Annotated in this window: 21 protein-coding genes; 2 read left to right on the top strand and 19 right to left on the bottom strand. The window is 55.0% G+C overall.

The window, feature by feature from the left end; translation table 11 throughout:
- Position 1 precedes the first annotated feature (1 nt).
- The 5 genes from menH to QNN86_RS02465 form a co-directional block, all read right to left on the bottom strand.
- Entirely contained in the window at positions 2-760 is a 759-nt protein-coding gene (menH, locus tag QNN86_RS02445) for a 2-succinyl-6-hydroxy-2,4-cyclohexadiene-1-carboxylate synthase (RefSeq protein ID WP_181617428.1), read from the bottom strand.
- Complete coding sequence (gene menD, locus QNN86_RS02450) at positions 757-2427, bottom strand: 2-succinyl-5-enolpyruvyl-6-hydroxy-3-cyclohexene-1-carboxylic-acid synthase (protein WP_181617429.1); 1671 nt, start codon at positions 2425-2427, stop codon at positions 757-759. The genes menH and menD overlap by 4 nt, the downstream gene beginning before the upstream one ends.
- Before the next feature lie 84 nt (positions 2428-2511).
- Complete coding sequence (gene menF / locus QNN86_RS02455) at positions 2512-3810, bottom strand: isochorismate synthase MenF (protein ID WP_279277886.1); 1299 nt, start codon at positions 3808-3810, stop codon at positions 2512-2514.
- Between the two features lie 104 nt (positions 3811-3914).
- The gene (gene elaB, locus QNN86_RS02460; RefSeq protein ID WP_096756382.1) at positions 3915-4220 is read right to left on the bottom strand and encodes a stress response protein ElaB; all 306 of its coding nucleotides are present in this window, start codon (positions 4218-4220) and stop codon (positions 3915-3917) included.
- Between the two features lie 53 nt (positions 4221-4273).
- Complete coding sequence (locus QNN86_RS02465; RefSeq protein WP_096756381.1) at positions 4274-4735, bottom strand: GNAT family N-acetyltransferase; 462 nt, start codon at positions 4733-4735, stop codon at positions 4274-4276.
- Positions 4736-4802: 67 nt separating this feature from the next.
- On the opposite strand from QNN86_RS02465, the gene rbn reads away from it, so the two are divergent.
- Positions 4803-5720 carry a ribonuclease BN gene (gene rbn / locus QNN86_RS02470; RefSeq protein ID WP_414210577.1) on the top strand — a complete coding sequence of 306 codons (918 nt, stop codon included), beginning with the start codon at positions 4803-4805 and terminating at the stop codon, positions 5718-5720.
- A gap of 64 nt (positions 5721-5784) precedes the next feature.
- Entirely contained in the window at positions 5785-6789 is a 1005-nt protein-coding gene (locus tag QNN86_RS02475) for a chemotaxis protein (protein ID WP_414210578.1), read from the top strand.
- A gap of 58 nt (positions 6790-6847) precedes the next feature.
- Here the strand turns inward: QNN86_RS02475 and nuoN are convergent, their stop codons facing one another.
- The 14 genes from nuoN to lrhA form a co-directional block, all read right to left on the bottom strand.
- Positions 6848-8305 carry an NADH-quinone oxidoreductase subunit NuoN gene (gene nuoN, locus QNN86_RS02480; protein ID WP_115257911.1) on the bottom strand — a complete coding sequence of 486 codons (1458 nt, stop codon included), beginning with the start codon at positions 8303-8305 and terminating at the stop codon, positions 6848-6850.
- A gap of 6 nt (positions 8306-8311) precedes the next feature.
- Positions 8312-9841, bottom strand: a complete 1530-nt coding sequence (gene nuoM / locus QNN86_RS02485) for an NADH-quinone oxidoreductase subunit M (protein WP_117343410.1) — start codon at positions 9839-9841, stop codon at positions 8312-8314.
- Positions 9842-10092: 251 nt separating this feature from the next.
- Complete coding sequence (nuoL, locus tag QNN86_RS02490; RefSeq protein WP_146716686.1) at positions 10093-11934, bottom strand: NADH-quinone oxidoreductase subunit L; 1842 nt, start codon at positions 11932-11934, stop codon at positions 10093-10095.
- Positions 11931-12233: an NADH-quinone oxidoreductase subunit NuoK gene (gene nuoK, locus QNN86_RS02495; protein ID WP_006683663.1), complete on the bottom strand. Its 303-nt coding sequence runs from the start codon at positions 12231-12233 to the stop codon at positions 11931-11933. The genes nuoL and nuoK overlap by 4 nt, the downstream gene beginning before the upstream one ends.
- Positions 12230-12784: an NADH-quinone oxidoreductase subunit J gene (gene nuoJ, locus QNN86_RS02500; RefSeq protein WP_414210579.1), complete on the bottom strand. Its 555-nt coding sequence runs from the start codon at positions 12782-12784 to the stop codon at positions 12230-12232. Before nuoJ ends, nuoK begins: the two co-directional genes overlap by 4 nt.
- An 11-nt stretch (positions 12785-12795) precedes the next feature.
- Positions 12796-13338: an NADH-quinone oxidoreductase subunit NuoI gene (gene nuoI / locus QNN86_RS02505; RefSeq protein WP_096756374.1), complete on the bottom strand. Its 543-nt coding sequence runs from the start codon at positions 13336-13338 to the stop codon at positions 12796-12798.
- Between the two features lie 14 nt (positions 13339-13352).
- On the bottom strand, positions 13353-14330 hold the full coding sequence (nuoH, locus tag QNN86_RS02510) for an NADH-quinone oxidoreductase subunit NuoH (RefSeq protein WP_003028063.1): 978 nt from the start codon (positions 14328-14330) through the stop codon (positions 13353-13355).
- Positions 14327-17053: an NADH-quinone oxidoreductase subunit NuoG gene (gene nuoG, locus QNN86_RS02515; protein ID WP_414210580.1), complete on the bottom strand. Its 2727-nt coding sequence runs from the start codon at positions 17051-17053 to the stop codon at positions 14327-14329. Before nuoG ends, nuoH begins: the two co-directional genes overlap by 4 nt.
- Positions 17054-17134: 81 nt before the next feature.
- Positions 17135-18472 carry an NADH-quinone oxidoreductase subunit NuoF gene (nuoF, locus tag QNN86_RS02520; protein ID WP_096756373.1) on the bottom strand — a complete coding sequence of 446 codons (1338 nt, stop codon included), beginning with the start codon at positions 18470-18472 and terminating at the stop codon, positions 17135-17137.
- Entirely contained in the window at positions 18469-18969 is a 501-nt protein-coding gene (gene nuoE / locus QNN86_RS02525) for an NADH-quinone oxidoreductase subunit NuoE (RefSeq protein WP_003028069.1), read from the bottom strand. The genes nuoF and nuoE overlap by 4 nt, the downstream gene beginning before the upstream one ends.
- A gap of 2 nt (positions 18970-18971) precedes the next feature.
- Positions 18972-20774 (bottom strand): NADH-quinone oxidoreductase subunit C/D, encoded by a 1803-nt coding sequence (nuoC, locus tag QNN86_RS02530; protein WP_096756372.1) that lies wholly within the window; start codon positions 20772-20774, stop codon positions 18972-18974.
- An 89-nt stretch (positions 20775-20863) separates the two neighbouring features.
- Positions 20864-21526 carry an NADH-quinone oxidoreductase subunit NuoB gene (gene nuoB, locus QNN86_RS02535; RefSeq protein WP_003028075.1) on the bottom strand — a complete coding sequence of 221 codons (663 nt, stop codon included), beginning with the start codon at positions 21524-21526 and terminating at the stop codon, positions 20864-20866.
- Between the two features lie 15 nt (positions 21527-21541).
- A complete protein-coding gene (gene nuoA / locus QNN86_RS02540) occupies positions 21542-21985 on the bottom strand; it encodes an NADH-quinone oxidoreductase subunit NuoA (protein ID WP_003028077.1) in 444 nt (147 codons plus the stop codon).
- A 626-nt stretch (positions 21986-22611) separates the two neighbouring features.
- Positions 22612-23550, bottom strand: coding sequence for a transcriptional regulator LrhA (lrhA, locus tag QNN86_RS02545; protein WP_414210581.1), 939 nt, complete (start codon positions 23548-23550; stop codon positions 22612-22614).
- Between the last annotated feature and the right edge of the window lie 323 nt (positions 23551-23873).

Consider the following 23873-nt stretch of genomic DNA (forward strand, 5'->3'; position numbering starts at 1 on the left):
GTCAGCGACGCAGAATCTGAGCCAGACACTCGACGACGCCTGCGGGATTGTCCCGATGCGCGTTGTGTCCGGCGTGAGGAATCACATGGGTCGGTACAGATATTTCCGTCGCCAGAGCGCGGAATTTATCGTCACGTTCACCACATAAATAATAAAACGGAAATGTGCGCGTGGTGAGCGGCGCACGTAAATCGGGTTGACCCGCCAGCGAGGTGGCCTCCAGCATAGCGGCAAGCGTAACTCCATTGTTCTGGCTACGCAGCTCAACCAGCACCTGCCGTTGCGCAGGGCTTAGCGAGGCAAAAACCGGCTGTTGGTACCAGTCGTTAAAAACATCATGTAGCGTCTCGTGGCGAAAACGTGCGGCCCAGCGACCGTCGGACAGGCGACGCTGCGCGCGCTCGTCTTCACTTTGCAGCCCCGGATGCCCGCCTTCGACCACCAGGCCGCAAAGCCCTGACATCCCCTGGCAAGCCGCCATCATCGCCACTCGGCCGCCAAGAGAATATCCCACCAGCCAGTAGTTAAGTATGTTGTAACTAAATAAAGTATTACGCAGCAGTTCGCTGACGTCATCAAATCCGCTGACGTGAATATCCGCAGAACCGCCGTGTCCGGGCAAATCAATATACAGCCGTGAACAGTCCGCAAACTGCTCCCCGACCGGCTGCCATTCCCGGCAATCGCCGGAGAAGCCGTGCAGGAAAACCAGCCAGGGGGCATCCGCCTGGTCCTTGTTCGCCTGCGCGTGCAGGATCATAGATGACTCACCTGCGCCAGCAGCTGCTGCAGGGTTTGCGCCCCGTCAGTCTCATTGACCACCAGCTCAATCACCGTGGCGGCCGGAGTACGCCAGGCTCCTGCCAGTGCACGTTCCAGCTGTTCCCAGTTTTCCGGGCGGTGATATTTTAGGTTAAACATCGCTGCCGCATGATCAAAATGGACGTTCTGCGGCATCAGATAGAACCGTTCACGCTCACTTTGCGGCGTCGGCAACAGGGAGAAAATCTGCCCTCCGTTATTGTTCACCACAATCAGGACAAACGGTGCGGAGACCTGGCGCAATAAGGCCAGCGCATTCAGATCATACAGCGCCGATAAGTCGCCGACGATAGCCAGCGTTGATTTCGCACTGGCACGCTGTACGCCTGCCGCGGTTGACAGTAGACCGTCGATACCGCTGGCCCCGCGATTGCTGTACACCGGATACCCTGCCGGAAGCTGAGACAGTGCGTCAATCAGACGTACCACCAGACTATTGCCGACAAACAGCTGGCCCTGTTCCGGCAGATACTCGCGAATGCGGTGCGCCAGTTGCGCTTCACCAAACGCCTCGCGACGTGCCGCCACCGTCTGCCACGCCTGTTCCGCCAGACGTGGAATATCGACGCACCAGGGCTGGCGTTTCTCAGCCGGATGCAGCTCCAGCCAGTCGCCCACTGTCGCCACTAACCGGCGCCCACGATGATGAGCGGGATCGAGGCGTCCTTCGATATTGTCGACAATCCAGTATTCTTGCGGGTTGCAGGAGGCCTGCCATTGCAACAGACGTTTTCCGGTCAGGCTGCTGCCCAACTGCACCACAATCTGTGCCTGCTGTAATTCGGTCACCGCTTTCGCATTGCCCAGCCACAGGTCGGCGCACGGTAGCGGCTGCCCGGTTTGCGACAGCACATCGCCAATCAGCGGCCAGCCTAACGTCTGCGCCCACAGCGCCACTTTCTTACCCTCTTCCGCCGTCATACGCCCGGCAATCACCACGCCGCGCTTTTGCCGCCAGAAGAACCAGTCGCGCTGTTTGTCACTTTCCAGCCGACGCGCTTCGCGCAGCCAGGGTTTATCATCCTGCCACCAGTCACCCAGCCGCTGCTGCCACTCAATGCCTGTGTCGTCCATCTCGCCATACAGCGGCTCCGCAAACGGGCAGTTAATGTGTACTGCACCGCTGTGCAGTGAAGCCATGGCATTATCGAGGGTGGAAACCAGCCAACTGGCGGGAATATCCTGCGTCGGACGCGGTAAAGAGAGCGTTTGCGATGGATGAGAAGCAAACATTCCCGGCTGACGAATCGCCTGATTCGCCCCGCAGTCGATAAGCTCAGGCGGTCTGTCCGCCGTGAGTAAAATCAGTTTTTCACCGGTGAGACCGGCTTCGATAAGCGCCGGATACAAATTCGCTACCGCCGTACCGGAGGTCACAATCACCGCAACCGGCTGCCGACTGACCTTGGCCAGACCTAAGGCCAGATGCCCCAACCCGCGCTCGTCAAAGTGGGTATGGTGGATAAAGGCAGAATTCTCCGCTGCGGCCAGCGTCAATGGCGTCGAACGAGAGCCAGGCGCAATGCAAACATGCCTGACGCCGTGGCGAGTGAGTGCTTCCAGTATGACCGCCGCCCAGCGTCGGTTAAATGCGCTTACTGACATAAGATTGTCCGGTATCAATATTGCGACACAGTATAAAGAATCGAATAAATGGATTTTTGATATGAGTCGATAATGTGTGACTCATTAGGCTTCCATCTGTAATAAAGTACGTAAACCCGCCGCTTTATTGTCTATTTCCTGCCATTCTTGTTCGGGATCGGAGCCGCGTACAATCCCGGCTCCGGCGTACAGGCGCACCACGTTACCGCTAATTTTCGCCGAACGTAGCGACACGCAAAACTCACTTTGCTGCAGGGAGAGATATCCCGCAGAGCCGGCATACCATTCTCGTTCAAAAGGTTCATTATGCTGGATGAATGCGCGCGCCCGTTCACGCGGAATGCCCGCCACTGCCGCGGTCGGCTGGAGCTGCATCAGGCAAAGCGTATCGTCCGGTTGATTCAGCGCAGTCCAGATACAGCGGCGCAGATGCTGCACTTTGCGCAGTCTTAGCACCTGCGGTGGCAGCACGTCGAGGGTTTGCGTACAGTTTTGCAGTCGCTGACAGATATCTTCCACCACCAGCATATTCTCACGCTGGTTTTTATCGTCCTTCATCAGCCACTCGCCGAGCTGCCAGGCCCGGTGGTCGTCAGGATGATTAGCGACGGTTCCGGCCAGCGCTTCGGTACGCAGCGCCGTGTCACGCCGCCGATACAGACGTTCAGGAGACGATCCCAAAAAAGCGCACTCGGCGGAAAACACCATAAAGAAATGGTAGCAGTTAAGGTTTAAGCGACGACTGGAGGCCATCACCGACGCGGCGTTCACCGGCTGTGAGAACTGTAAATCGGTTGCCCGCGCCAGCACCACCTTATCGAGCGCTTCCCCGGCAATGGTTTGGGTGGCAAGTTCAATCAGGCGCGTCCAGCCCGCTTTATCCGGCCAGTGCTGCTCAGCGGTTAAATTCAGGCGCAGTGCGGGAAGCGGCTTCACGTTGGCAAGCGTTGAAAGGAAGGCGCGCGCGTGCACGGCATCGTCTTGCAGCGACACGTCGCTATACAGGTGTAACCGTAAGGTTGCCACGCCTGCGCAACGCCGCCATTCCAGGCGAGGTAGCAGTAAATTGCCGCGCTGGGGTTCAAACGCATTCAGGCCCCAGATGCGCAGTTCAGGATGGTCTTCATGCTGGTGTAAAAACTGCTGAGCGACGGCCAGCGAGGAAAACGTTGCCACGGCACCCAGCACGGCGGCTTCTTCATCGCCGTTACGCTGTTGCCAGTAAAACTGCGGCCAGACGGGTTGACTGGCCAGCCAGCCCAAAGCGTCGAAAGCATCATTCAGAGGGAAAGGGATGTCGTAAATACGAATGCCAGGTGCTGCCGGTATCTCTTGCGTCAAAAGGCGCATCAGATTTTCCAGCGCAGTAGTAATTGAATGCACGCAGACCTCTCCCTGTTAAAAACCTCTCATTATACGGGGTACTGACGAGAAAAAGCAGTACCCCCGTTTAGGGAGTACTGACAAATGCGATGAAGGTGTCGAATTTATCGCCGTGCTAACAATAAACCCATCACTAAACCGACCGTTGCACCCACGCCGATCCCGCGCCACGGTTTATCATGCACATAGTCATCAGCCCGGCAAACGGCCTTTTTCGCGCGATAATAATAGCTGTCCGAAGCGTGGCTGACGCGGTTTCTCACCTCTTCTAACGCCTGTTCGGCTTTCGCTTTTAACTCCAGATACTTCTGGTCGGCAGGATCGCCCGACGAGCGCAGCACTTCTTCCAGCGTTTCGCTGAGTAATTCCAGGTCATCATCAATACGTGATTCATAAGAATGAAAAGACATTATTTTCTCCCTTTCTATTTACGTACCCGCTAACTATAGACGACCTGAGCTGTTTACGCTTGATGTCCCTCACGCGCCATGCCGATGTGTGGAATACCATCTTCATCATAGATATCCGTCACCGGAACGAAACCAAAGCGCGCGTAGAAAGGTTGCAGATGCGCCTGCGCGCCCAGATACAACGCCTTGTGCGGCCAGTGCTGAGCACAGGATGCCAGCGTCTGCGTCATCAGCTGCTGCCCCAGTTTTTCCCCGCGTAACGCAGCGCTGACAATCACCCGACCGATAACCACCGGTTCGAGATCGTCGTCGCTTTTCAGAATCCTCGCATACGCCACCAGCCGATCATTATGCCATCCCAGAAGGTGTCGGTTTTCACCCGTCAGGTCATCGCCGTCCACATCCTGATACGGACACTGTTGCTCAACAACAAACACCGCACAGCGCAGCTGAAGAATGGCATACAGTTGCTGGACGGTCAGTTCTGTATGGTGGAGATCTTGCCAGTGAATCATTGTCTGCCCCTTGGTTGTGATAACCTGAACACCCTGCCTTATTGATGGCGAAAAGTGTAATACTAAGATGGAATTAATTTTTTTAGGCACGTCTGCGGGAGTCCCCACGCGCTCCCGCAATGTAACGGCAATATTACTCAATCTGCAACACCCTACGCAGGCGGGATTGTGGCTTTTCGATTGCGGCGAAGGAACGCAGCACCAGATGCTGACCACGCCGTTCAATCCGGGAAAACTCGATCGTATTTTTATCAGCCATTTGCACGGCGATCACCTTTTTGGCCTGCCGGGACTGCTGTGCAGCCGCTCGATGGCCGGAAACGTCCAGCCGTTGACGCTGTACGGGCCAAAAGGGTTACGTGAATTTACCGAGACTGCATTACGCCTGAGCGGCTCCTGGACCGATTATCCGCTGGAGATTGTGGAAATTACCGCCGGAGAAATTCTCGACGACGGTCTGCGTAAAGTAACGGCTTTCGCGCTGGCGCATCCGCTCGAATGTTACGGTTTTCGCGTTGAGGAACATGACAAACCCGGTGCGCTTGACGCCAGCGCGCTGAAGGCAGCGGGCGTTAAGCCAGGGCCGTGGTTCCAGGATCTCAAAGCCGGTAAAACCGTCGTGCTGGAAGATGGTCGTTCCCTTAACGGTGCTGATTTTCTCGCCCCGGCGATTCCGGGCAAATCCGTGGCGATATTTGGCGATACCGCGCCGTGCGCCTCCGCCCTCGAACTGGCAAAAGGTGTGGATGTGATGGTACATGAGACCACGCTGGACGCCTCGATGGAAGACAAGGCCAACAGTCGGGGACACAGCTCCACCCGCCAGGCTGCGATGCTGGCACGGGAGGCAGGTGCGGGCCGATTGATTATGACTCACGTCAGCTCGCGTTATGATGAAAAAGGCTGCCAACGTTTGCTCGAAGAGTGCCGGGCGCTGTTTGCGGACACCGAACTGGCGCACGATTTCGCCGTTTTCACGGTTTAACGCTCTATTTTTCCGCCTCAGTGCCGATAACAGTGAAAAGGCTGGCGTTCACACTGAGGACAGGATGAATAATATTCAGAAAGACATTGATGACAGGACCAACCTAACCCTGTCTAACCGCTTTGAACTGCTGCTGTTTCGCCTCGGCACATCGCTGGATGAGCAGAAATCGGAGCTGTTTGGCATCAACGTATTCAAATTACGTGAGATCGTCCCCATGCCGACGTTTACGCGTCCGGCGGGCATGAAAGCCCCACTGCTGGGCATGGTGAACATTCGCGATCAGGTGATCCCGGTGATCGACTTGCCCGCCGTTGCCGGATGCAAGCCTGAGACCGGACTGAACATCCTGCTGATCACCGAATACGCCCGTAGCGTGCAGGCGTTTGCGGTAGAGTCAGTGGAAAACATTATGCGCCTGGACTGGCAGCAGGTGCATACCGCCGAGAAAGCCGTCAACGGTCGCTATATCACCAGCATTGCCTGTCTGGATGACAACAAAGAAACTAACAACCTGGCGCTGGTACTCGACGTCGAACAGATCCTGTATGACATTGTGCCGTCAAACCACGATCTGCGCGCCACCCACCTGGAGACCAGTAAATTCAATATCACCCCAGGTGCCGTGGCGATTGTGGCAGAAGATTCTAAGGTCGCCCGCGCAATGCTGGAGAAAGGACTTAACGCCATGAACATTCCACACCAGATGCATGTCACCGGCAAAGACGCGTGGGAAAAAATTCAGCAATTGTCCCTGGAAGCGCAGGCGGAAGGCAAACCTATCAGTGATAAAATTGCGCTGGTGCTTACCGATCTGGAAATGCCGGAGATGGACGGTTTTACGCTGACGCGCAAGATTAAGACCGATGAACGCCTGAAGAAGATCCCGGTTGTCATCCACTCATCCCTTTCCGGCAGCGCTAATGAAGATCACGTGCGCAGAGTGAAGGCCGATGGCTACGTGGCGAAGTTCGAGATCAACGAGCTGTCTTCCGTAATCCTGGAAGTGATGGAGCGCGCGGCGAAAGACATTAATGGGCCACTGGTGAGCCGCCAGATTTCAGCCTGACTGAAATCAGCACATAAAAAAACCCGCCGCGGCGGGTTTTTTCGTTTTAGCGTATCGCTTACATCAGCGGTGTCGCTAACTGCACGATGCTGATCAGCGGTTGCGGGTAGATACCCAGCACCAGCACCAGCAGCGCAGAGATCAGCACCACGATACCGCCCGCGCTGTACTGCCAGTTAGACGGTGCATCACGGTTCAGTTGCTGCGGTGCGCTCAGGTACAGGCTCACGGCAACGCGCAGGTAATAGTACAAACCAATCGCGGAACCGACCACCACGGCGGCAACCAGCCACCACAGGTTAGCCTGCACACCGACGGCCAGCACGTAGAACTTACCGATAAAGCCCAGCGTCATCGGGATACCCGCCAGAGACAGCATCATCACCGTCATCACAGCCGCGAGGATCGGACGATGCCAGAACAGACCGCGGTAGGAGAACAGTGAATCCGCATCCGGACCACGATACGGGCTGGACATCAGGCTGACCACACCGAACGCGCCGAGGCTGCTGAACAGATAACCAGCCAGGTACACGCCTACTGCTTCCATCGACATCTCGCCACTTTGCAGGGCAATCAACGCCACCAGCAGGTAGCCAAGGTGAGAGATAGACGAATAACCAAGCAGACGCTTGATGTTGGTCTGGCTCAGCGCCATCAGGTTACCGAAGATGATAGAGGCAAAGGCAATCACGCCCAGCACAATACGTACCGCTTCGCTGTCGCCAACCGGCGCGTACAGGAACAGACGCATCACCACGCCGAAGATAGCGATTTTGCTCGCCGTCGCCAGGAAGGTGGACACCGGAGCCGGAGCACCCTGGTAAACGTCTGGCGTCCACAGGTGGAACGGCACCAGAGAGAGCTTAAAGCCCAGACCGACGATCATCATCCCGAAACCTGCCAGCAGCAGCGGTTCGTTCAGCATACCGTCGCCGAGGCTCTTACCGAGGGCCACAAACGACAGGTTGCCGGACTGCGCGTACACCAGCGCCATACCGAACAGCAGGAATGAAGATGCTGCGGCGGACAGAATGGTGTATTTGATACTGGCTTCCAGCGAACGTTTCTGACGAAACGCATAGCCCACCAGACCAAACAGCGGCAGAGAGATCAGTTCGATACCGAGGAACAACGCCGCCAGATGGTTAGCGTTAGCCAGCAGAATCCCGCCCAGCGCGGCAATCAGCACCAGCAGGTAGAACTCTTCCCGGTTGTCGTCGTAGCCTTCCAGCCACGGATAGGCAAAGGTACAGGTGGCGAGGCTCGCCAGCAGGACCATCCCGGTGTAGAGCATCGCGAAACCGTCAACCCGCATCAGCGGAGTGACGTCCATGGCGCCCGCCTGGCCAACAAACCAGAGCGAAACCAGCGCGGCGTTAAGCCCAATGACCGACAGCGTGGCATTGAGGAAGTGATTGCGTCGCCACGCAATGGAGAGCATCACAACCACCACCGTCAAGCCGACGATCAGCAGCGGTAGCAGCGCAATCAGGTGTTGTGGAGTTATTGTCATGGCGATTTACGGCCTTGTAGTAGTAACGGAATTAACAAACCACTGCTGGATGTTGCTCATCGCAGAATGCGAGGTATCCAGAATCGGCTGCGGATAGAAGCCAAGCAGTACCAGAAGCACAACCAGCAACAGGATGATAAACAGCTCACGCAGCGACATCCCTGGCAGTTCAACACTGGCAATCTGGCTTTTCGCTTTACCGAAGTAAGCGCGATGCAGCATCGCCAGCGAGTAAACAGAGGCAAACACCAGACCGAAGGTCGAGATCACCGTAATGACCGGAACCACCTGGTAGCTGCCGAACAGGATCATAAATTCGCCCACGAAGTTACCGGTTCCCGGCATACCCAGCGTACACACTGCGAAGAACATCGACAGCGCAGGCAACCATTTCATTTTGCCCCACAGGCCGCCCATCATACGCATATCACGCGTGTGCAGACGTTCGTACAGCTGACCACACAGAATGAACAGGCCGGCCGCAGACAGACCGTGCGCAATCATCTGGATAACCGCACCCTGGTACGCCAGCTGGCTACCGGTGTAGATAGCAATCAACACGAAGCCCATGTGCGAGACGGAGGTGTAGGCAATCAGACGCTTGATATCGTACTGATTAAAGGCCATCCACGCGCCGTAGAAAATACCGATAACACCCAGCCACATAGCGATAGGTGCGAACTCCGCAGACGCGTTCGGGAACAGCGGCAGGGAGAAGCGCAGCAGACCGTAGGCCGCGGTTTTCAGCAAAATCCCCGCCAGGTCAACGGAACCTGCGGTCGGTGCCTGGGAGTGCGCATCCGGCAACCAGCCGTGCAGCGGAACCACCGGCATTTTCACCGCAAAGGCGATGAAGAAGCCCAGCATCAGCAGATATTCCACGCCGTGGGACATCGGTGTGTTCAGCAGTTCTTCATAGTTGAAGGTCCAGACACCGGTGGCTTTATAGTGCACAAATACCAGCGCCAGGATGGCAATCAACATCACCAGACCACTCGCCTGGGTATAAATGAAGAACTTGGTGGCCGCCGTGATACGCGTTTTACCGTCGGACGCTTTATGCCCCCACAGCGCGATCAGGAAGTACATCGGCACCAACATCATTTCCCAGAAGAAGAAGAACAGGAACATGTCGATGGCCAGGAACACGCCGATCACGCCGCCGAGGATCCACATCAGGTTCAGGTGGAAGAAGCCCTGGTACTTTTCAATTTCATTCCAGGAACACAGTACCGCCAGAACACCGAGCAGACCGGTCAGCACCACCATCAGCAGCGACAGACCGTCGATAGCTAAATGAATAGAGATGCCAAAGCGCGGGATCCACGGCATGACGAACTCAGACTGCCACTGCGGAATACCAGCGGATTGCGTCAGTGAATAGCCGCCCTGCAACCACAATTGTAGGCCAAGCGCCAGCGTCAGTCCCATGGTAATCAGCGCGATCCAGCGCGGTACCTTCACGCCAAAGCGTTCGGTCTGCCAGCACAGGAAACCACCGATAAAGGGGATTAATATCAACCAAGGTAATAACATAGCTAAGTATGTCCCTTATATTTATTCCTGCTCAGGCTATCTCACTCGTCAGCCCAAATCCCGGCAGTGCTCGCAATCCTCACGTACTTCAGTACGCTCCGGTTGCTCTGCGCTGGCGGTATTCGGTCTGACTTCGCCGATGACGCCTGTACTTCAGGAACAGATTTTCAACGAATTCTAAAAATTATTTTTGGGTTTGTAGGCCGGATAAGCACAGCGCCATCCGGCAGTCGTTCATCCGGCCAACAAACTCAACGCAGTACCATCAGCAGTGCCAGCACGACTACCGCACCGATGCTCATTGATGCGACATACCAGCGCAGATACCCGTTCTCACTGAGCAGCAGACCTTTGCCTGCAAAGCGGGAGAGGATCGCCGGAATGTTCATCATTGCGTTCATCGGATCGCGTTTCAGCAGCCAGGCAACGCCAAGGAACGGCTTCACGAACACTTTGTCGTACAGCCAGTCAAAGCCCCAGGCGTTATACCACCAGGTGCCCAGCAGACGGCCCGGCGCACTGTTGGCAATCGAGGTCACAAGCGTACGTTTACCCAGCCACAGCCATGCTGCAATCAGGATCCCCGCAATCGCGACGATGCCAGAGGTAATTTCCAGCGTCATCACGCTACCATGCGGCAGCTCGGTGGTTGCCGGAAGCACGCCATGCAACGGAGGCACAATCAGCGCGCCAACGAAGGTGGACAGGATCATCAGCACAATCAGCGGCAGATGGTGGGTAATCCCCTTCCCTGCGTGCGCGTGAATTTGTTCTTTACCGTGGAACACGATGAAAATCATACGGAAGGTGTACAGAGAGGTCATAAACGCACCGACCAGACCTGCCACCATCAGATTGATATGACCGTTCGCCATCGCACCGGCCAGAATCTCATCCTTACTGAAGAAGCCAGCGGTAATCAGCGGCAGAGCCGACAACGCCGCGCCGCCAACCAGGAAACTGAGATAAACCAGTGGGATTGACTTACGCAAGCCGCCCATTTTGAAGATGTTCTGTTCGTGGTGGCAAGCCAGGATCACCGAACCCGATGCCAGGAACAACAGCGCTTTAAAGAAGGCGTGCGTCATCAGGTGGAAAATCGCCGCATCCCAGGCCTGAACGCCAAGCGCCAGGAACATGTAGCCAATCTGGCTCATGGTGGAATACGCGAGAACGCGTTTGATGTCGGTTTGTACCAGTGCGGCGAAGCCTGCCAGAACCAGCGTGATCGCCCCGATAATCCCCACCAGGTGCAGGATTTCCGGCGTCAGCAGGAACAGGCCGTGGGTACGCGCAATCAGGTACACACCGGCAGTAACCATCGTTGCGGCGTGGATCAGCGCGGAGACAGGCGTCGGGCCAGCCATCGCATCAGCAAGCCAGGTCTGCAACGGCAACTGCGCCGATTTACCGACCGCACCGCCCAGCAGCATCAGAGTTGCCCACATCAGCATGTCATTGCCCGCGGCAAAGTGCGCCGGTGCCAGTTCAACCATTTCGCGGAAGTTCAGCGTGCCCAGCTCGTTGTAGAGAATGAACAGCGCGAACGCCAGAAATACGTCGCCGACACGGGTTACCACGAAGGCTTTCATTGCCGCAGCGCCATTCTTCGGATCGGTGTAGTAGAACCCGATCAGCAGATAGGAGCACAGGCCTACGCCTTCCCAGCCGAGGTACATCAGCAACAGGTTATCCGCCAGTACCAGAATCACCATGCTGGCGATAAACAGGTTGGTATAGGCGAAGAAACGGGAGTAGCCCTCTTCCCCGCGCATATACCAGGAGGCGAACATGTGGATCAGGAAACCGACACCCGTTACCACCGAGAGCATGGTCAGCGACAGGCCGTCCAGCACCAGGTTAAAACCGATGTTAAAGTCGCCAACAGACATCCACGTCCACAGCGGAACGCTAAACGCCTGTTTACCGTTAGCAAAGAAATCGACGCCAACAAACGCAGTGACCAGCGCCGCCAGGCCGATCGATCCGACACCCACGGTAGCGGACAGATTTTCTGACCAACGACCGCGAGAGAACGCCAGTAATACAAAGCCAAGAAATGGCAGAATAATGGTTAAGGCAAGCATGTTCATCCACGCATCTCACTTACTGAATCGATGTTCAGGTTCTGGCGGCGGCGATGAAGTTGCAGCAACAGCGCAAGTCCAATGCTCGCTTCCGCAGCCGCAAGGCTGATGGCGAGAATGTACATCACCTGACCATCGGTCTGGCCCCAGTAGCTTCCGGCGACCACAAAGGCCAGCGCAGAGGCGTTAATCATGATTTCCAGCCCAATCAGCATAAACAGCAGATTGCGGCGGATAACCAGACCGGTTAAGCCCAGTACGAATAAGACAGCCGCGAGGATCAGTCCATGTTGTAAGGGGATCATGCGTGCTCCTCCGTTTTTCTTTTCGCGCGGTCATCCGTGCGGTTGCTCAGCACTTCGCCAGAACGCTCTTCGCGACCGACGTGGAAGGCCACAACCAGACCCGCCAGCAGCAGCATTGACGCCAGCTCAACCGCCAGGACATAAGGTCCGAACAGCGAGATGCCGACCGCTTTCGCGCTAATTGGCGTCCCGTCGATGCCCTGATCGTTAACGCCAAGAATCGCGTAGACAATCACCGCCAGCATGACGGCCGACAGAATCGCCGGACCAATCCACACCTGCGGCCTCAGCCACTGACGTTCCTGTTCGATTTCAGCACCGCCCAGGTTGAGCATCATGACCACGAACACGAACAGCACCATAATGGCGCCCGCGTACACGATAATTTCCAGCGCACCGGCAAAGTAAGCGCCCAGCGAGAAAAACACCCCAGAAATCGCCAGCAGCGAAATAATCAGGTACAGCAGTGCGTGTACCGGATTGGTGTGAGTGATGACCCGCAAGGTTGCGAGAATGGCTATCAGGCCACAGATATAAAAAGCGAACTCCATTGCCCCTCTCCTTACGGTAACAGGCTCTTGACGTCGATAGGCTTGGCTTCGTTCTCTGCTTCGCCCTTATCTTTGCCGTCGATTGCCATACCTGCCATCCGGTAGAAGTTATATTCCGGATATTTACCCGGACCGGAGATCAGCAGATCCTCTTTCTCGTAAACCAGATCCTGGCGCTTGTACTCACCCAGTTCGAAATCTGGAGTAAGCTGAATAGCCGTTGTCGGACAGGCTTCTTCGCACATACCGCAGAAAATGCAGCGTGAGAAGTTGATGCGGAAAAACTCCGGATACCAGCGACCATCTTTAGTCTCTGCTTTTTGCAGAGAGATACAGCCGACCGGACAGGCTACCGCACACAGGTTACAGGCAACGCAGCGCTCTTCGCCGTCCGGGTCGCGTGTCAGTACGATACGACCACGAAAACGGGGCGGTAGATAGACCGGCTCTTCCGGGTACATCTGCGTTTCGCGTTTGGCGAACGCATGCAGGCCGATCATCCAGATACTACGAAGCTGGGTGCCTGCGCCTACAAGTAATTCTTTTAAGGTCATGGTCTTTGTGTCCCTTATTGCGCCTGCCACAGAATGACAGCCGCCGTTACCAGCAAATTGACGAGCGTCAGCGGCAGACAAACTTTCCAGCCGAAGGACATTACCTGGTCATAACGAGGACGCGGTAACGACGCACGAATCAAAATGAACATCATCATAAAGAACGCGGTTTTCAGCGCGAACCAGACGAATGGCGGTAAGAACGGGCCATGCCAGCCACCGAAGAACAGGGTAACCATCAGCGCAGAAATGGTGACGATACCGATGTACTCCCCCACGAAGAACAGACCGAATTTCATCCCGGAATATTCAATGTGGTAACCATCGGCCAGTTCCTGCTCGGCTTCCGGTTGGTCAAACGGGTGACGGTGACAGACCGCGACGCCCGCGATGGCGAAGGTGACAAAACCAAAGAACTGCGGAATAACGTTCCAGATATCAGCCTGGTTATTGACGATGTCGGTCATGTTAAATGAACCGGCCTGCGCCACCACGCCCATCAGGGAAAGTCCGAGGAACACTTCATAGCTCAGGGTCTGCGCAGACGCACGCATCGCACCCAGCAGTGAGTATTTGTTGTTGCTCGACCAACCGGCAAACAGCACCGCGTACACCGCCAGACCGGCCATCATCAGGAAGAACAGGATCCCGATGTTAAGGTCAGCGACCACCCAGTTCGGGCTGACCGGCACAATGGCGAAGGCCAGCAGCAGCGAGGTGAAGGCGATCATCGGTGCCAGCGTAAAGATGACGCGATCCGAGAATTTCGGGATCCAGTCTTCTTTAAAGAACATCTTAATCATGTCCGCGACCAGCTGGAGCGAACCGCCCCAGCCTACACGGTTAGGCCCGTAACGGTTCTGGAACAGACCCAGCAGACGACGTTCGCCAAAGCTCATGAATGCCCCGCAGGTGACCACCACCAGCAGGATCACCACCGCTTTGAGAATGCTCAGCAGGATCTCAATCAGATCGGGTGTAATCCAACTCATTGTTGTGCCTCCTGCAGATCCTCAAGACGCGCACCTGCCAGAACCGGCGCGATACCCGGCATACCCATCGGCAAACCAACCTGCCCCGCCGTCAGCCCTTCTGCGATTTCAACCGGTAATGTGACCGTGTTGCCATCGTAGCTAAAGGAAACGTGCGTACCCGCATTGACGCCCAACTTCTCGGCATCCGCCGGGTTGAGTTTAATGTACGGCTGCGGCATGCGGGTCTGGATAACCGGCGCACGCTGGGACATTTCGTCGCTACCAAACAGATGATAGTACGGTGCGATACGCCATTGACCATCCAGCGCCTGGAAGCTCGCCGGAACGGTAGTGAAGTAGTCCAGACCGCCTTCGGAGGCTTCAATCAGACGCACGCCCGGATCGCCATGGCGCAGTTTGCCGCCCACTTCATCCTGGAACTTGTTCCACGCTTGTGGGGAGTTCCAGCCTGGTGCCCAGGCAAACGGAATTTGTGAACGCGGCGCAGACGGCTGGTTGTTCCCTTCCATCGAGAAGGCAAACATGGTGTCTTTGTCCTGCGGTTGACGCGGTTCATGCACGCTGATGTTGGCACGCATGGCGGTACGACCACTGTAACGATGCGGCTCACGTGCCAGTTTCTGCCCACGAATACGGAAGCTCGCGTCCGGCGCGGCATCTTTAATGCCAGCCAACTGCGGCAACGCGGCTACGGCGGCGTCGATGACGTGATCGAGCTGCGTCCAGTCCACTTCACGGCTCTGCACGGTGCTGTGCAGCGAGTGCAGCCAGCGCCAGCTTTCCAGCATCACAATGTTGCTGTCGTAGTAGCTTGGGTCATATACCTGGAAGAAACGCTGTGCGCGGCCTTCGTTATTGATAACCGTACCGTCGCTTTCGGCAAAACTTGCTGCAGAAAGGACCAGATGGGCATTGTCCATAATCGCGGTACGCTGATGGTCAACGACCAGTACCAGCGGTGCTTTCGCCAGCGCAGCGTTAACGCGAGTGGCAGACGCATGGCGATGCAGGTCATTTTCCAGTACCACCACGGCGTCAGCACGACCTGTTTCCAGTTCAGTCAGCGCATCATCAAGTGAACCGCCGCCAATCATACCGAGGCCCATGCTGTTAACAGAGCGGGCAATCATGGTGATGCCGACGTCTGCGCCACGACCTTTCAGCGCCTTCGCCACGTTGGCAGCGGCCTGAATCACTTCAGCGCTACCGGCGTTGGTACCGGAGATAATCAGCGGTTTCTTCGCGCCAGCCAGGGCCTGAACGATGACGTCGATTTTGTTCTGCAGGTCACGGTCAATACCGTCAACGGCCGGAGCGGTGTTATCCAGCGCGTGGGCAATGGCGAAACCTAAACGCGCCTGATCTTCAACCGGCGCACGGTAGGTCCATGCTGCGATATCATCCAGACGGGTGTTATCCACGTTGGTCACGAACAGCGGATGCTTGGCACGCTGGCCGATGTTAAGGATCGCGGCAATCTGCCAGTCAGCCACTTTCTGCGCTGCTGCCATTTCGCGTGCTTTACCTTTCACCGCCTGACGTACTGCCAGCGCAACGCGCGCGCCGGTCTGGGTCACATCTTCGCCCAGTACCAGGACCGCATCGTAAGATTCAATCTCGCGCAGCGCCGGGGTATGAATACCACCGTCACGCAGCACGCTCAGCGCCAGTTGCAGACGTTCCAGCTCGCCTTGAGCGATACCGGTATAGAAGTTTTCCGCACCCACCAGTTCACGCAGCGCAAAGTTGCTTTCAACGCTGGCGCGCGGGGAGCCGATGCCGATCACTTTCTTCGACTGACGCAGAATGTCAGCCGCGCCCTGCATCGCCTGCTCGGCGTTAAGGGTGATGAGGTCATCACCACGACGCTGAACCGGCTGACGCGGACGGTCTTTCAGGTTCACGTAACCATAGCCAAAACGACCACGGTCGCAGAGGAAGTAGTGGTTAACGGTACCGTTATAACGGTTTTCGATACGACGCAGTTCACCGTAACGCTCACCCGGGCTGGTGTTACAGCCAATGGAACACTGCTGGCAGATGCTCGGGGCAAACTGCATGTCCCATTTACGGTTATAACGCTCGGAGTGCGTTTTGTCGGTGAAGACGCCAGTCGGGCAGATTTCTACCAGGTTACCGGAGAATTCGCTTTCGAGCACGCCATCTTCAGGGCGACCAAAGTAGACGTTGTCATGTGCGCCATAGACGCCCAGATCTGCGCCATCAGCGTAATCTTTGTAGTAGCGAACGCAGCGATAGCAGGCGATGCAGCGGTTCATTTCGTGAGAGATGAACGGCCCCAGATCCTGGTTGCGGTGGGTGCGCTTGGTAAAGCGGTAGCGACGGAAGCTATGACCCGTCATCACGGTCATATCCTGAAGGTGGCAGTTACCGCCCTCTTCGCAGACCGGACAGTCGTGTGGGTGGTTAGTCATAAACCATTCCACCACGCTTTCACGGAACTGTTTCGCTTCTTCGTCATCGATAGAAATAAAGGTGCCTTCGGTGGCCGGTGTCATACAAGACATCACCAGGCGACCACGCGTATCTTCCGCGTTTTGATATTGCTTCACCGCACACTGGCGGCAAGCACCGACGCTTCCCAGCGCCGGGTGCCAGCAAAAGTACGGAATATCAAGGCCGAGGGACAGACAAGCTTCTAGCAGGTTGTCCGCGCCGTTGACCTCATATTCTTTGCCGTCTACATGAATCGTAGCCATAGTCAGCATGCTTCCAGTTGGCTTAGTCAGTGACCAAGCGTTAATCGAATTTCATATCGCGATACAGGCTCAGGCCTGCGTTTACCAGCGCTCTTTCAACAGGTTCGGCTGAATACCACCAATCGCATGGGTATTGCTGAAGGTCTGCTTGATGCCAGCTTCGAATTCTTCGCGGAAATATTTAATGGCGCTCTGCAGCGGTTCGACCGCACCCGGTGCGTGTGCACAGAAGGTTTTACCCGGACCGAGGAAACGACACAGTTGCTCAAGTGTCTCGATATCCCCAGGCTGGCCTTCGCCACGCTCCAGCGCACGTAGAATTTTTACGCTCCACGGCAAACCATCACGGCACGGCGTACACCAGCCGCAGGACTCGCGGGCAAAGAACTCTTCGAGGTTACGCACCAGCGGCACCATGCCAATCTCGTGATCGACCGCCATCGCCAGCGCCGTACCCAGACGGCTACCCGCTTTACCGATGCTTTCGAACTCCATCGGCAGGTCAAGGTGCGCTTCGGTCAGGAAGTCTGTCCCCGCACCGCCCGGCTGCCAGGCTTTGAACTTCAGGCCATCACGCATGCCACCCGCGTAATCTTCGAGGATTTCACGCGCGGTGGTCCCAAACGGCAGTTCCCACAGTCCCGGATTCTTCACACGACCGGAGAAGCCCATCAGCTTGGTGCCTGCGTCTTTGCTCTTCGAAATATTCTGGTACCACTCCACGCCGTTGGCGAGGATAGCCGGTACGTTACACAGAGTTTCGACGTTGTTCACGCAGGTCGGCTTACCCCATGCGCCAGAGCTTGCCGGGAAAGGCGGCTTGGAGCGCGGGTTAGCACGACGGCCTTCGAGGGAGTTGATCAGTGCGGTTTCTTCACCGCAGATGTAGCGCCCTGCCCCGGTGTGCACAAACAGTTCGAAGTCGAAACCGGTGCCCATGATATTTTTGCCAAGCAGACCCGCTTCGGTCGCTTCAGCAATGGCGCGACGCAGATTCACCGCCGCTTCAATGTATTCACCGCGCAGGAAGATGTAACCGCGGTACGCTTTCAGCGCAAACGCGGAGATCAGCATGCCTTCCACCAGCAGGTGCGGCAGCTGTTCCATCAACAGACGGTCTTTATAGGTGCCCGGCTCCATTTCATCGGCGTTACACAGCAGGTAACGGATGTTCATGGATTCGTCTTTCGGCATCAGGCTCCACTTCAGACCCGTGGAAAAGCCTGCGCCACCGCGCCCTTTCAGGCCAGCGTCTTTCACCTGATTAACGATTTCGTCCGGTGACAGCCCGGTCAGGGCCTTACGCGCACCTTCGTAACCGTTTTTGCTACGGTATTCATCCAGCCATATTGGCTGGTTGTCATCGCGCAGACGCCAGGTCAGCGGATGCGTTTCGGGAGTACGGATAATGTCTTTCATTTATACCGCTCCAGCAGTTCGGGAATGCCTTCCGGGGTCAGGTGAGCATGCGTATCTTCATCGATCATCATGTTCGGCCCCTTGTCGCAGTTCCCCAGGCAACAGGTCGGCAGCAACGTAAAGCGACCGTCAAAGGTCGTCTGCCCCGGCTTGATGTTGAGTTTTTTCTCAAGTGCCGCCTGGATCCCCTGATAGCCATTGATATGGCACACCACGCTGTCGCAGTAGCGGATCACGTGGCGACCGACCGGCTGGCGGAAGATCTGGCTGTAAAACGTGGCAACACCTTCAACGTCGCTTGCCGGGATACCCAGCACATCAGCGATCGCATAGATCGCCCCATCCGGCACCCAGCCACGCTGTTTCTGAACGATTTTCAGCGCTTCAATGGACGCCGCACGCGGGTCTTCGTAGTGGTGCTTCTCGTGCTCAATCGCTTCACGCTCAGCCGCACTCAGCTCAAAAGCCTCGGTTTGTGGTTGTTGATTCTCGTGCATAATTAGCGGTCCACATCTGACATAACAAAATCGATACTACCCAGATGGACGATAAGGTCGGACACCAGGCTGCCACGTACCGCTACCGGGATCTGCTGCAAATGCGCATAACTCGGTGTACGGATACGAGTACGGTAACTCATGGTGCTGCCATCGCTGGTCAGGTAGTAACTGTTGATACCCTTGGTCGCTTCCACCATCTGGAAGGATTCCTGCGCCGGCATAACCGGGCCCCACGACACTTGCAGGAAGTGGGTGATCAGGGTTTCGATATGCTGTAGCGTGCGCTCTTTCGGCGGCGGCGTGGTCAGCGGGTGATCCGCTTTGAACGGGCCTTCCGGCATGTTGTTGAGGCACTGCTCAAGGATGCGCAGGCTCTGGCGCAGCTCTTCAACTTTCAGCATCACGCGGGTGTAGCAGTCAGAAACACCACCACCCACCGGGATTTCGAAGTCGAAGTTTTCATAGCCAGAGTACGGACGTGACTTACGCACGTCGAAATCAATACCGGTTGCACGCAGCGCAGCACCGGTACAACCCCAGTCCAGCGCTTCTTTCTTACCGTAAGCGGCAACACCCTGCGAACGGCCTTTCAGGATGGTGTTGCGCAGCGCAGCTTTCTCGTAGGAATCCAGACGCTTCGGCATCCAGTCGAGGAAATCACGCAGCAGCTTGTCCCAACCGCGCGGCAGGTCGTGTGCAACGCCACCGATACGGAACCAGGCCGGGTGCATACGGAAACCGGTGATCGCTTCCACCACGTCATAGATTTTCTGACGGTCGGTAAAGGCGAAGAACACGGGGGTCATCGCGCCGACGTCCTGAATGAACGTGGAGATATACAGCAGGTGGCTGTTGATACGGAAAAGTTCAGAAAGCATAACGCGGATCACGTTGACGCGATCCGGTACGGTAATGCCCGCCAGCTTTTCTACCGCCAGCACGTACGGCATTTCGTTCACGCAGCCGCCAAGATACTCGATACGGTCGGTATACGGAATGTAGCTGTGCCAGGACTGACGTTCACCCATCTTTTCGGCGCCACGATGGTGGTAGCCGATGTCAGGCACGCAGTCGACGATCTCTTCGCCGTCAAGCTGAAGAACAATACGGAATGCACCGTGAGAAGACGGGTGGTTCGGACCGAGGTTGAGGAACATAAAGTCCTCGTTTTCGGTACCACGCTGCATGCCCCAGTCTTCAGGTTTGAAGGTCAGTGACTCCATTTCCAGATCCTGCTTGGCTTTGGTCAGCTCAAACGGATCGAATTCAGTCGCACGCGCCGGGTAATCTTTACGCAGCGGATGGCCTTCCCAGGTATGCGGCATCAGAAGACGCGTCAGGTGCGGGTGGCCTTCGATATCAATACCAAACATTTCCCAAGTTTCACGCTCATACCAGTTGGCGTTCGGGAACAGTTTGGTGAACGTCGGCACGCGCAGATCGTTTTCAGACAACGCCACCTTGAGCATGATATCGCGATTGCGTTCAATGGAGATCAGGTGATAGAAAACGGAAAAATCCGCGGCAGGTAACCCTTCGCGGTGCGTACGCAGACGTTCGTCCATGCCGTGTAAGTCAAACAGCATGACGTAAGGTTTCGGCAATCTCTTTAAGAAATCACCCACTTCCAGGAGTTGTTCACGCTTGACCCAAACAACGGGTACCCCGGTGCGAGTCGCCTGAACGGTAAAGGCATCCGGCCCAAAACGGTTGCGCAGTTCGCCAATGACCGGGTCATCGAGATGATCCCGTGTTTGCCAGGCAGCGTCTTGCGCGGTTAAGTCGGTCATATTGTTCACCATTGCAAATGGTTCGTGGTGACTGTTAAGCCTGGCTTCGCGCTATTTGAATAGTGATATGCGAAGATAATCCCCAGGCCGACAGGCGCAGATTAAATCTCGTCCGGTGTGCGAAGATTCGTTACAGCAATACGTTCGCCGCGCTTACGCTCACGCTCTGACTGCATATTTGCGCGATAAACGCCCTGATCGCCAACCACCCATGAGAGCGGACGACGTTCTTTGCCAATGGAGTCTTGCAGCAGCATCAGTGCCTGCATGTAGGCTTCCGGACGCGGCGGGCATCCCGGGATGTACACATCAACCGGAATAAACTTATCAACGCCCTGTACAACGGAGTAAATATCGTACATACCGCCGGAGTTGGCACATGCGCCCATGGAAATAACCCATTTTGGTTCCAGCATCTGATCGTAGAGGCGCTGAATAACCGGGGCCATTTTGGTAAAGCAGGTGCCGGCCACGACCATCAGGTCGGCCTGACGCGGAGAGGCACGCAGAACTTCTGCGCCAAAACGGGCCACGTCATGCACGGCGGTGAACGAGGTCACCATCTCAACGTAGCAGCAGGAAAGGCCAAAGTTGTATGGCCAAATTGAGTTTTTACGGCCCCAGTTAACCATGTCATGCAGTTTGCCCATGAACACGTTTTTGTTAACTTCTTGTTCCAGGGGGTCGGTTACGATCTCCTGTTTTTGCAGGGGGTAACGGTCGTTCTCACCGTTAGGATCTATGCGGGTGAGCGTATAATCCATCTTAATGCCTCGCGGTTAGCGTTGACGATTAGCGATACTGTTCGTTTCCGGGTTCATACGCTCGCGGCGTGAACGCGCGGGCGTCCAGTCCAGCGCGCCAATACGCACCAGATAAACCAGACCTGCCAGTAACACAAAAATAAAAATTGCAGCTTCCACAAAGCCAATCCAGCCGCTTTCACGGATAGATGTTGACCATGCAAAAAGATACAGCGCTTCAACGTCGAAGATAACGAAGAACATGGCTACCAGGTAAAACTTGGCAGACAGGCGCAAGCGGGCGGTGCCGACCGAGTCGATACCTGATTCAAACGGCACGTTTTTAGATCTCGCGCGCGCGCGACCCCCTAAAAACCAGCCGCCGACGAGCATCAGGCAGCACAGGCCAATGGCAACAATAAGAAAGATAGCGAATGCCCAGTGATGAGCGATGATTTCAGTGGATGTTGACATACTCATTGCTTACTCATCAAAAGTAGCGCCAAATTCTCTGCTCTTTACGGCAGATGAACGCCACATCGATTCATGGGGAGGAATAAAAAAAACCTTACAATCACTGTAGAAAACCATTTATACAGCCAATTGATGGGGTTTTTTACTCCTTTCTATAACCTTTTGTCAACTTTAACAAAAGTTTCCTCACATTATTTTACACCAATTCAGTTTCATTAACATAAAGTGCTATTTAGACTTTTTCCAATCCTGTCATGAGCTCATTTTAATGTTGTTGAATCGTGTCCGTAGTGAAGTAAAAAAGATAATACACCTCTATTTTGACAGGAATTCGTGCAGATGCCTCCCCCTAAATGTGAGTATTTTCTTGATCTGTGACACGCTTTTGTTAATCCACCATAAAAAACAGCAACAATTTCTCTAGTTTTTTAACATGAAAATAATAGGCCCTTCTTTTGTTTGTTTTTTGCCCAGTTTAGTCGAAAATCTTTTACCTACTGATTTTATTCACTTTTCATTTACAAACAGACCATAGACTGCCTGTTTTGTATAAAAAAAGAGCCACTGGAAGTTATTTCATCTTTAGTGGCTCTTTTTTGCACTTACATTTTAAAACGATTATTTGTGACGCATTACTCAAAGTCACCTTCAACGATCAGCGAATCATCTCCCCCTTCAGGGGTAAACTGATTGTATTGCCATGGGTTTTGGTACGTTTGCATCGACTTAAAGATAACCTGAGCTAACTCGTTTTGCGTGCTGGTATCGCAGCACAGCAGGTATTCAGTTTCTGGCAACGGTGGCAAACCATCCACCGCACCTAACACGCGCAAGTCCGGACTCATCATTTCTACCGGACGGGCCGTGACGCCCAATCCTGCTTTTACTGCAGCGCGAACCGCAGGCAATGTTGACGCCACATAGGCCAAACGCCACGGGATCTGCGCAGCGTTTAGCGTAGACAGCACGATATCGCGAAACGGGCTGGGATCGTCCAGCAGGACCAGCGGCACCGGTTCCCCTTTTTGCAGGATGTATTCAGCCACGCAATACCAGTGCGTCGGAGAGGTACGCAGATTCAGGCACTCGAAATCCCCAGGGCGGTTGGTGGTCACCACCAAATCCACTTCCTGTGACTTCAGCATATCCACCATAAAGGCGTTACGCTTGACCCTCACATCCAGCGCAAGCTTCGGATAAACCGAACTGATGCGGTTGAGCAAAAACGGCAGTATCGTATCGGCGGATTCATCAGAGGCGCCAATAGTTAACACGCCCTGAAGATTATTGAACATTAATGATGAGCAAGCCTCATCATTGAAGCGCAGAATTTTTCTGGCGTAACCCAACAGCTGGATACCGTGTTCCGTCAGCAGTTTGTTACGTCCATGGCGCGCGAACAACTCTTTCCCGACAAGTTGCTCGAGGCGTTGCATTTGCTGGCTCACCGCAGACTGAGTGCGACATACCGCAGCAGCCGCAGCCGCGAAAGTATTCAGATCGGCAACAGCAACAAACGTTCTCAGCAGATCGAGATCGAGGTTAATTATCGGACGATTTGCATTTATCATAAATTTTCACTTACTCGCGGGTCATTCCGGGTTAATGCTGTGCATTCAGAAACAAAAATTCCATTTGTAATGTGCCTGCCTCGTAGTTTCACTTAGTGTAACTAAGTGAAAATAAGGATGTATTAGATGTAACAACTGAAACAACCCTCTTACTTCGCTATATAATGCGCCGCATGGCTCATCAGAATATAGCAAAGAGAAAGCGCCATTTTTTAGCTACAGGCAGATTCTTACTAATGGAAAACATGTAAATTTTGTAAATATGAAAAAATAGTTTATGGACGTCAATTTACACATTAAAAGCTAATTTTTCAGTATGTTAT

The organism is Citrobacter sp. C348 (assembly GCF_047467975.1).
In the GTDB taxonomy this organism is placed as follows: Bacteria; Pseudomonadota; Gammaproteobacteria; order Enterobacterales; family Enterobacteriaceae; genus Citrobacter; species Citrobacter gillenii.

Coding starts and splice junctions, on each gene's coding strand:
- menH (WP_181617428.1), bottom strand. CDS start 760: ATGATCCTGCACGCGCAGGCGAACAAGGACCAGGCGGATGCCCCCTGG.
- menD (WP_181617429.1), bottom strand. CDS start 2,427: ATGTCAGTAAGCGCATTTAACCGACGCTGGGCGGCGGTCATACTGGAA.
- elaB (WP_096756382.1), bottom strand. CDS start 4,220: ATGTCTTTTCATTCTTATGAATCACGTATTGATGATGACCTGGAATTA.
- QNN86_RS02465 (WP_096756381.1), bottom strand. CDS start 4,735: ATGATTCACTGGCAAGATCTCCACCATACAGAACTGACCGTCCAGCAA.
- rbn (WP_414210577.1), top strand. CDS start 4,803: ATGGAATTAATTTTTTTAGGCACGTCTGCGGGAGTCCCCACGCGCTCC.
- QNN86_RS02475 (WP_414210578.1), top strand. CDS start 5,785: ATGAATAATATTCAGAAAGACATTGATGACAGGACCAACCTAACCCTG.
- nuoN (WP_115257911.1), bottom strand. CDS start 8,305: ATGACAATAACTCCACAACACCTGATTGCGCTGCTACCGCTGCTGATC.
- nuoM (WP_117343410.1), bottom strand. CDS start 9,841: ATGTTATTACCTTGGTTGATATTAATCCCCTTTATCGGTGGTTTCCTG.
- nuoL (WP_146716686.1), bottom strand. CDS start 11,934: ATGAACATGCTTGCCTTAACCATTATTCTGCCATTTCTTGGCTTTGTA.
- nuoK (WP_006683663.1), bottom strand. CDS start 12,233: ATGATCCCCTTACAACATGGACTGATCCTCGCGGCTGTCTTATTCGTA.
- nuoJ (WP_414210579.1), bottom strand. CDS start 12,784: ATGGAGTTCGCTTTTTATATCTGTGGCCTGATAGCCATTCTCGCAACC.
- nuoI (WP_096756374.1), bottom strand. CDS start 13,338: ATGACCTTAAAAGAATTACTTGTAGGCGCAGGCACCCAGCTTCGTAGT.
- nuoH (WP_003028063.1), bottom strand. CDS start 14,330: ATGAGTTGGATTACACCCGATCTGATTGAGATCCTGCTGAGCATTCTC.
- nuoG (WP_414210580.1), bottom strand. CDS start 17,053: ATGGCTACGATTCATGTAGACGGCAAAGAATATGAGGTCAACGGCGCG.
- nuoF (WP_096756373.1), bottom strand. CDS start 18,472: ATGAAAGACATTATCCGTACTCCCGAAACGCATCCGCTGACCTGGCGT.
- nuoE (WP_003028069.1), bottom strand. CDS start 18,969: ATGCACGAGAATCAACAACCACAAACCGAGGCTTTTGAGCTGAGTGCG.
- nuoC (WP_096756372.1), bottom strand. CDS start 20,774: ATGGTGAACAATATGACCGACTTAACCGCGCAAGACGCTGCCTGGCAA.
- nuoB (WP_003028075.1), bottom strand. CDS start 21,526: ATGGATTATACGCTCACCCGCATAGATCCTAACGGTGAGAACGACCGT.
- nuoA (WP_003028077.1), bottom strand. CDS start 21,985: ATGAGTATGTCAACATCCACTGAAATCATCGCTCATCACTGGGCATTC.
- lrhA (WP_414210581.1), bottom strand. CDS start 23,550: ATGATAAATGCAAATCGTCCGATAATTAACCTCGATCTCGATCTGCTG.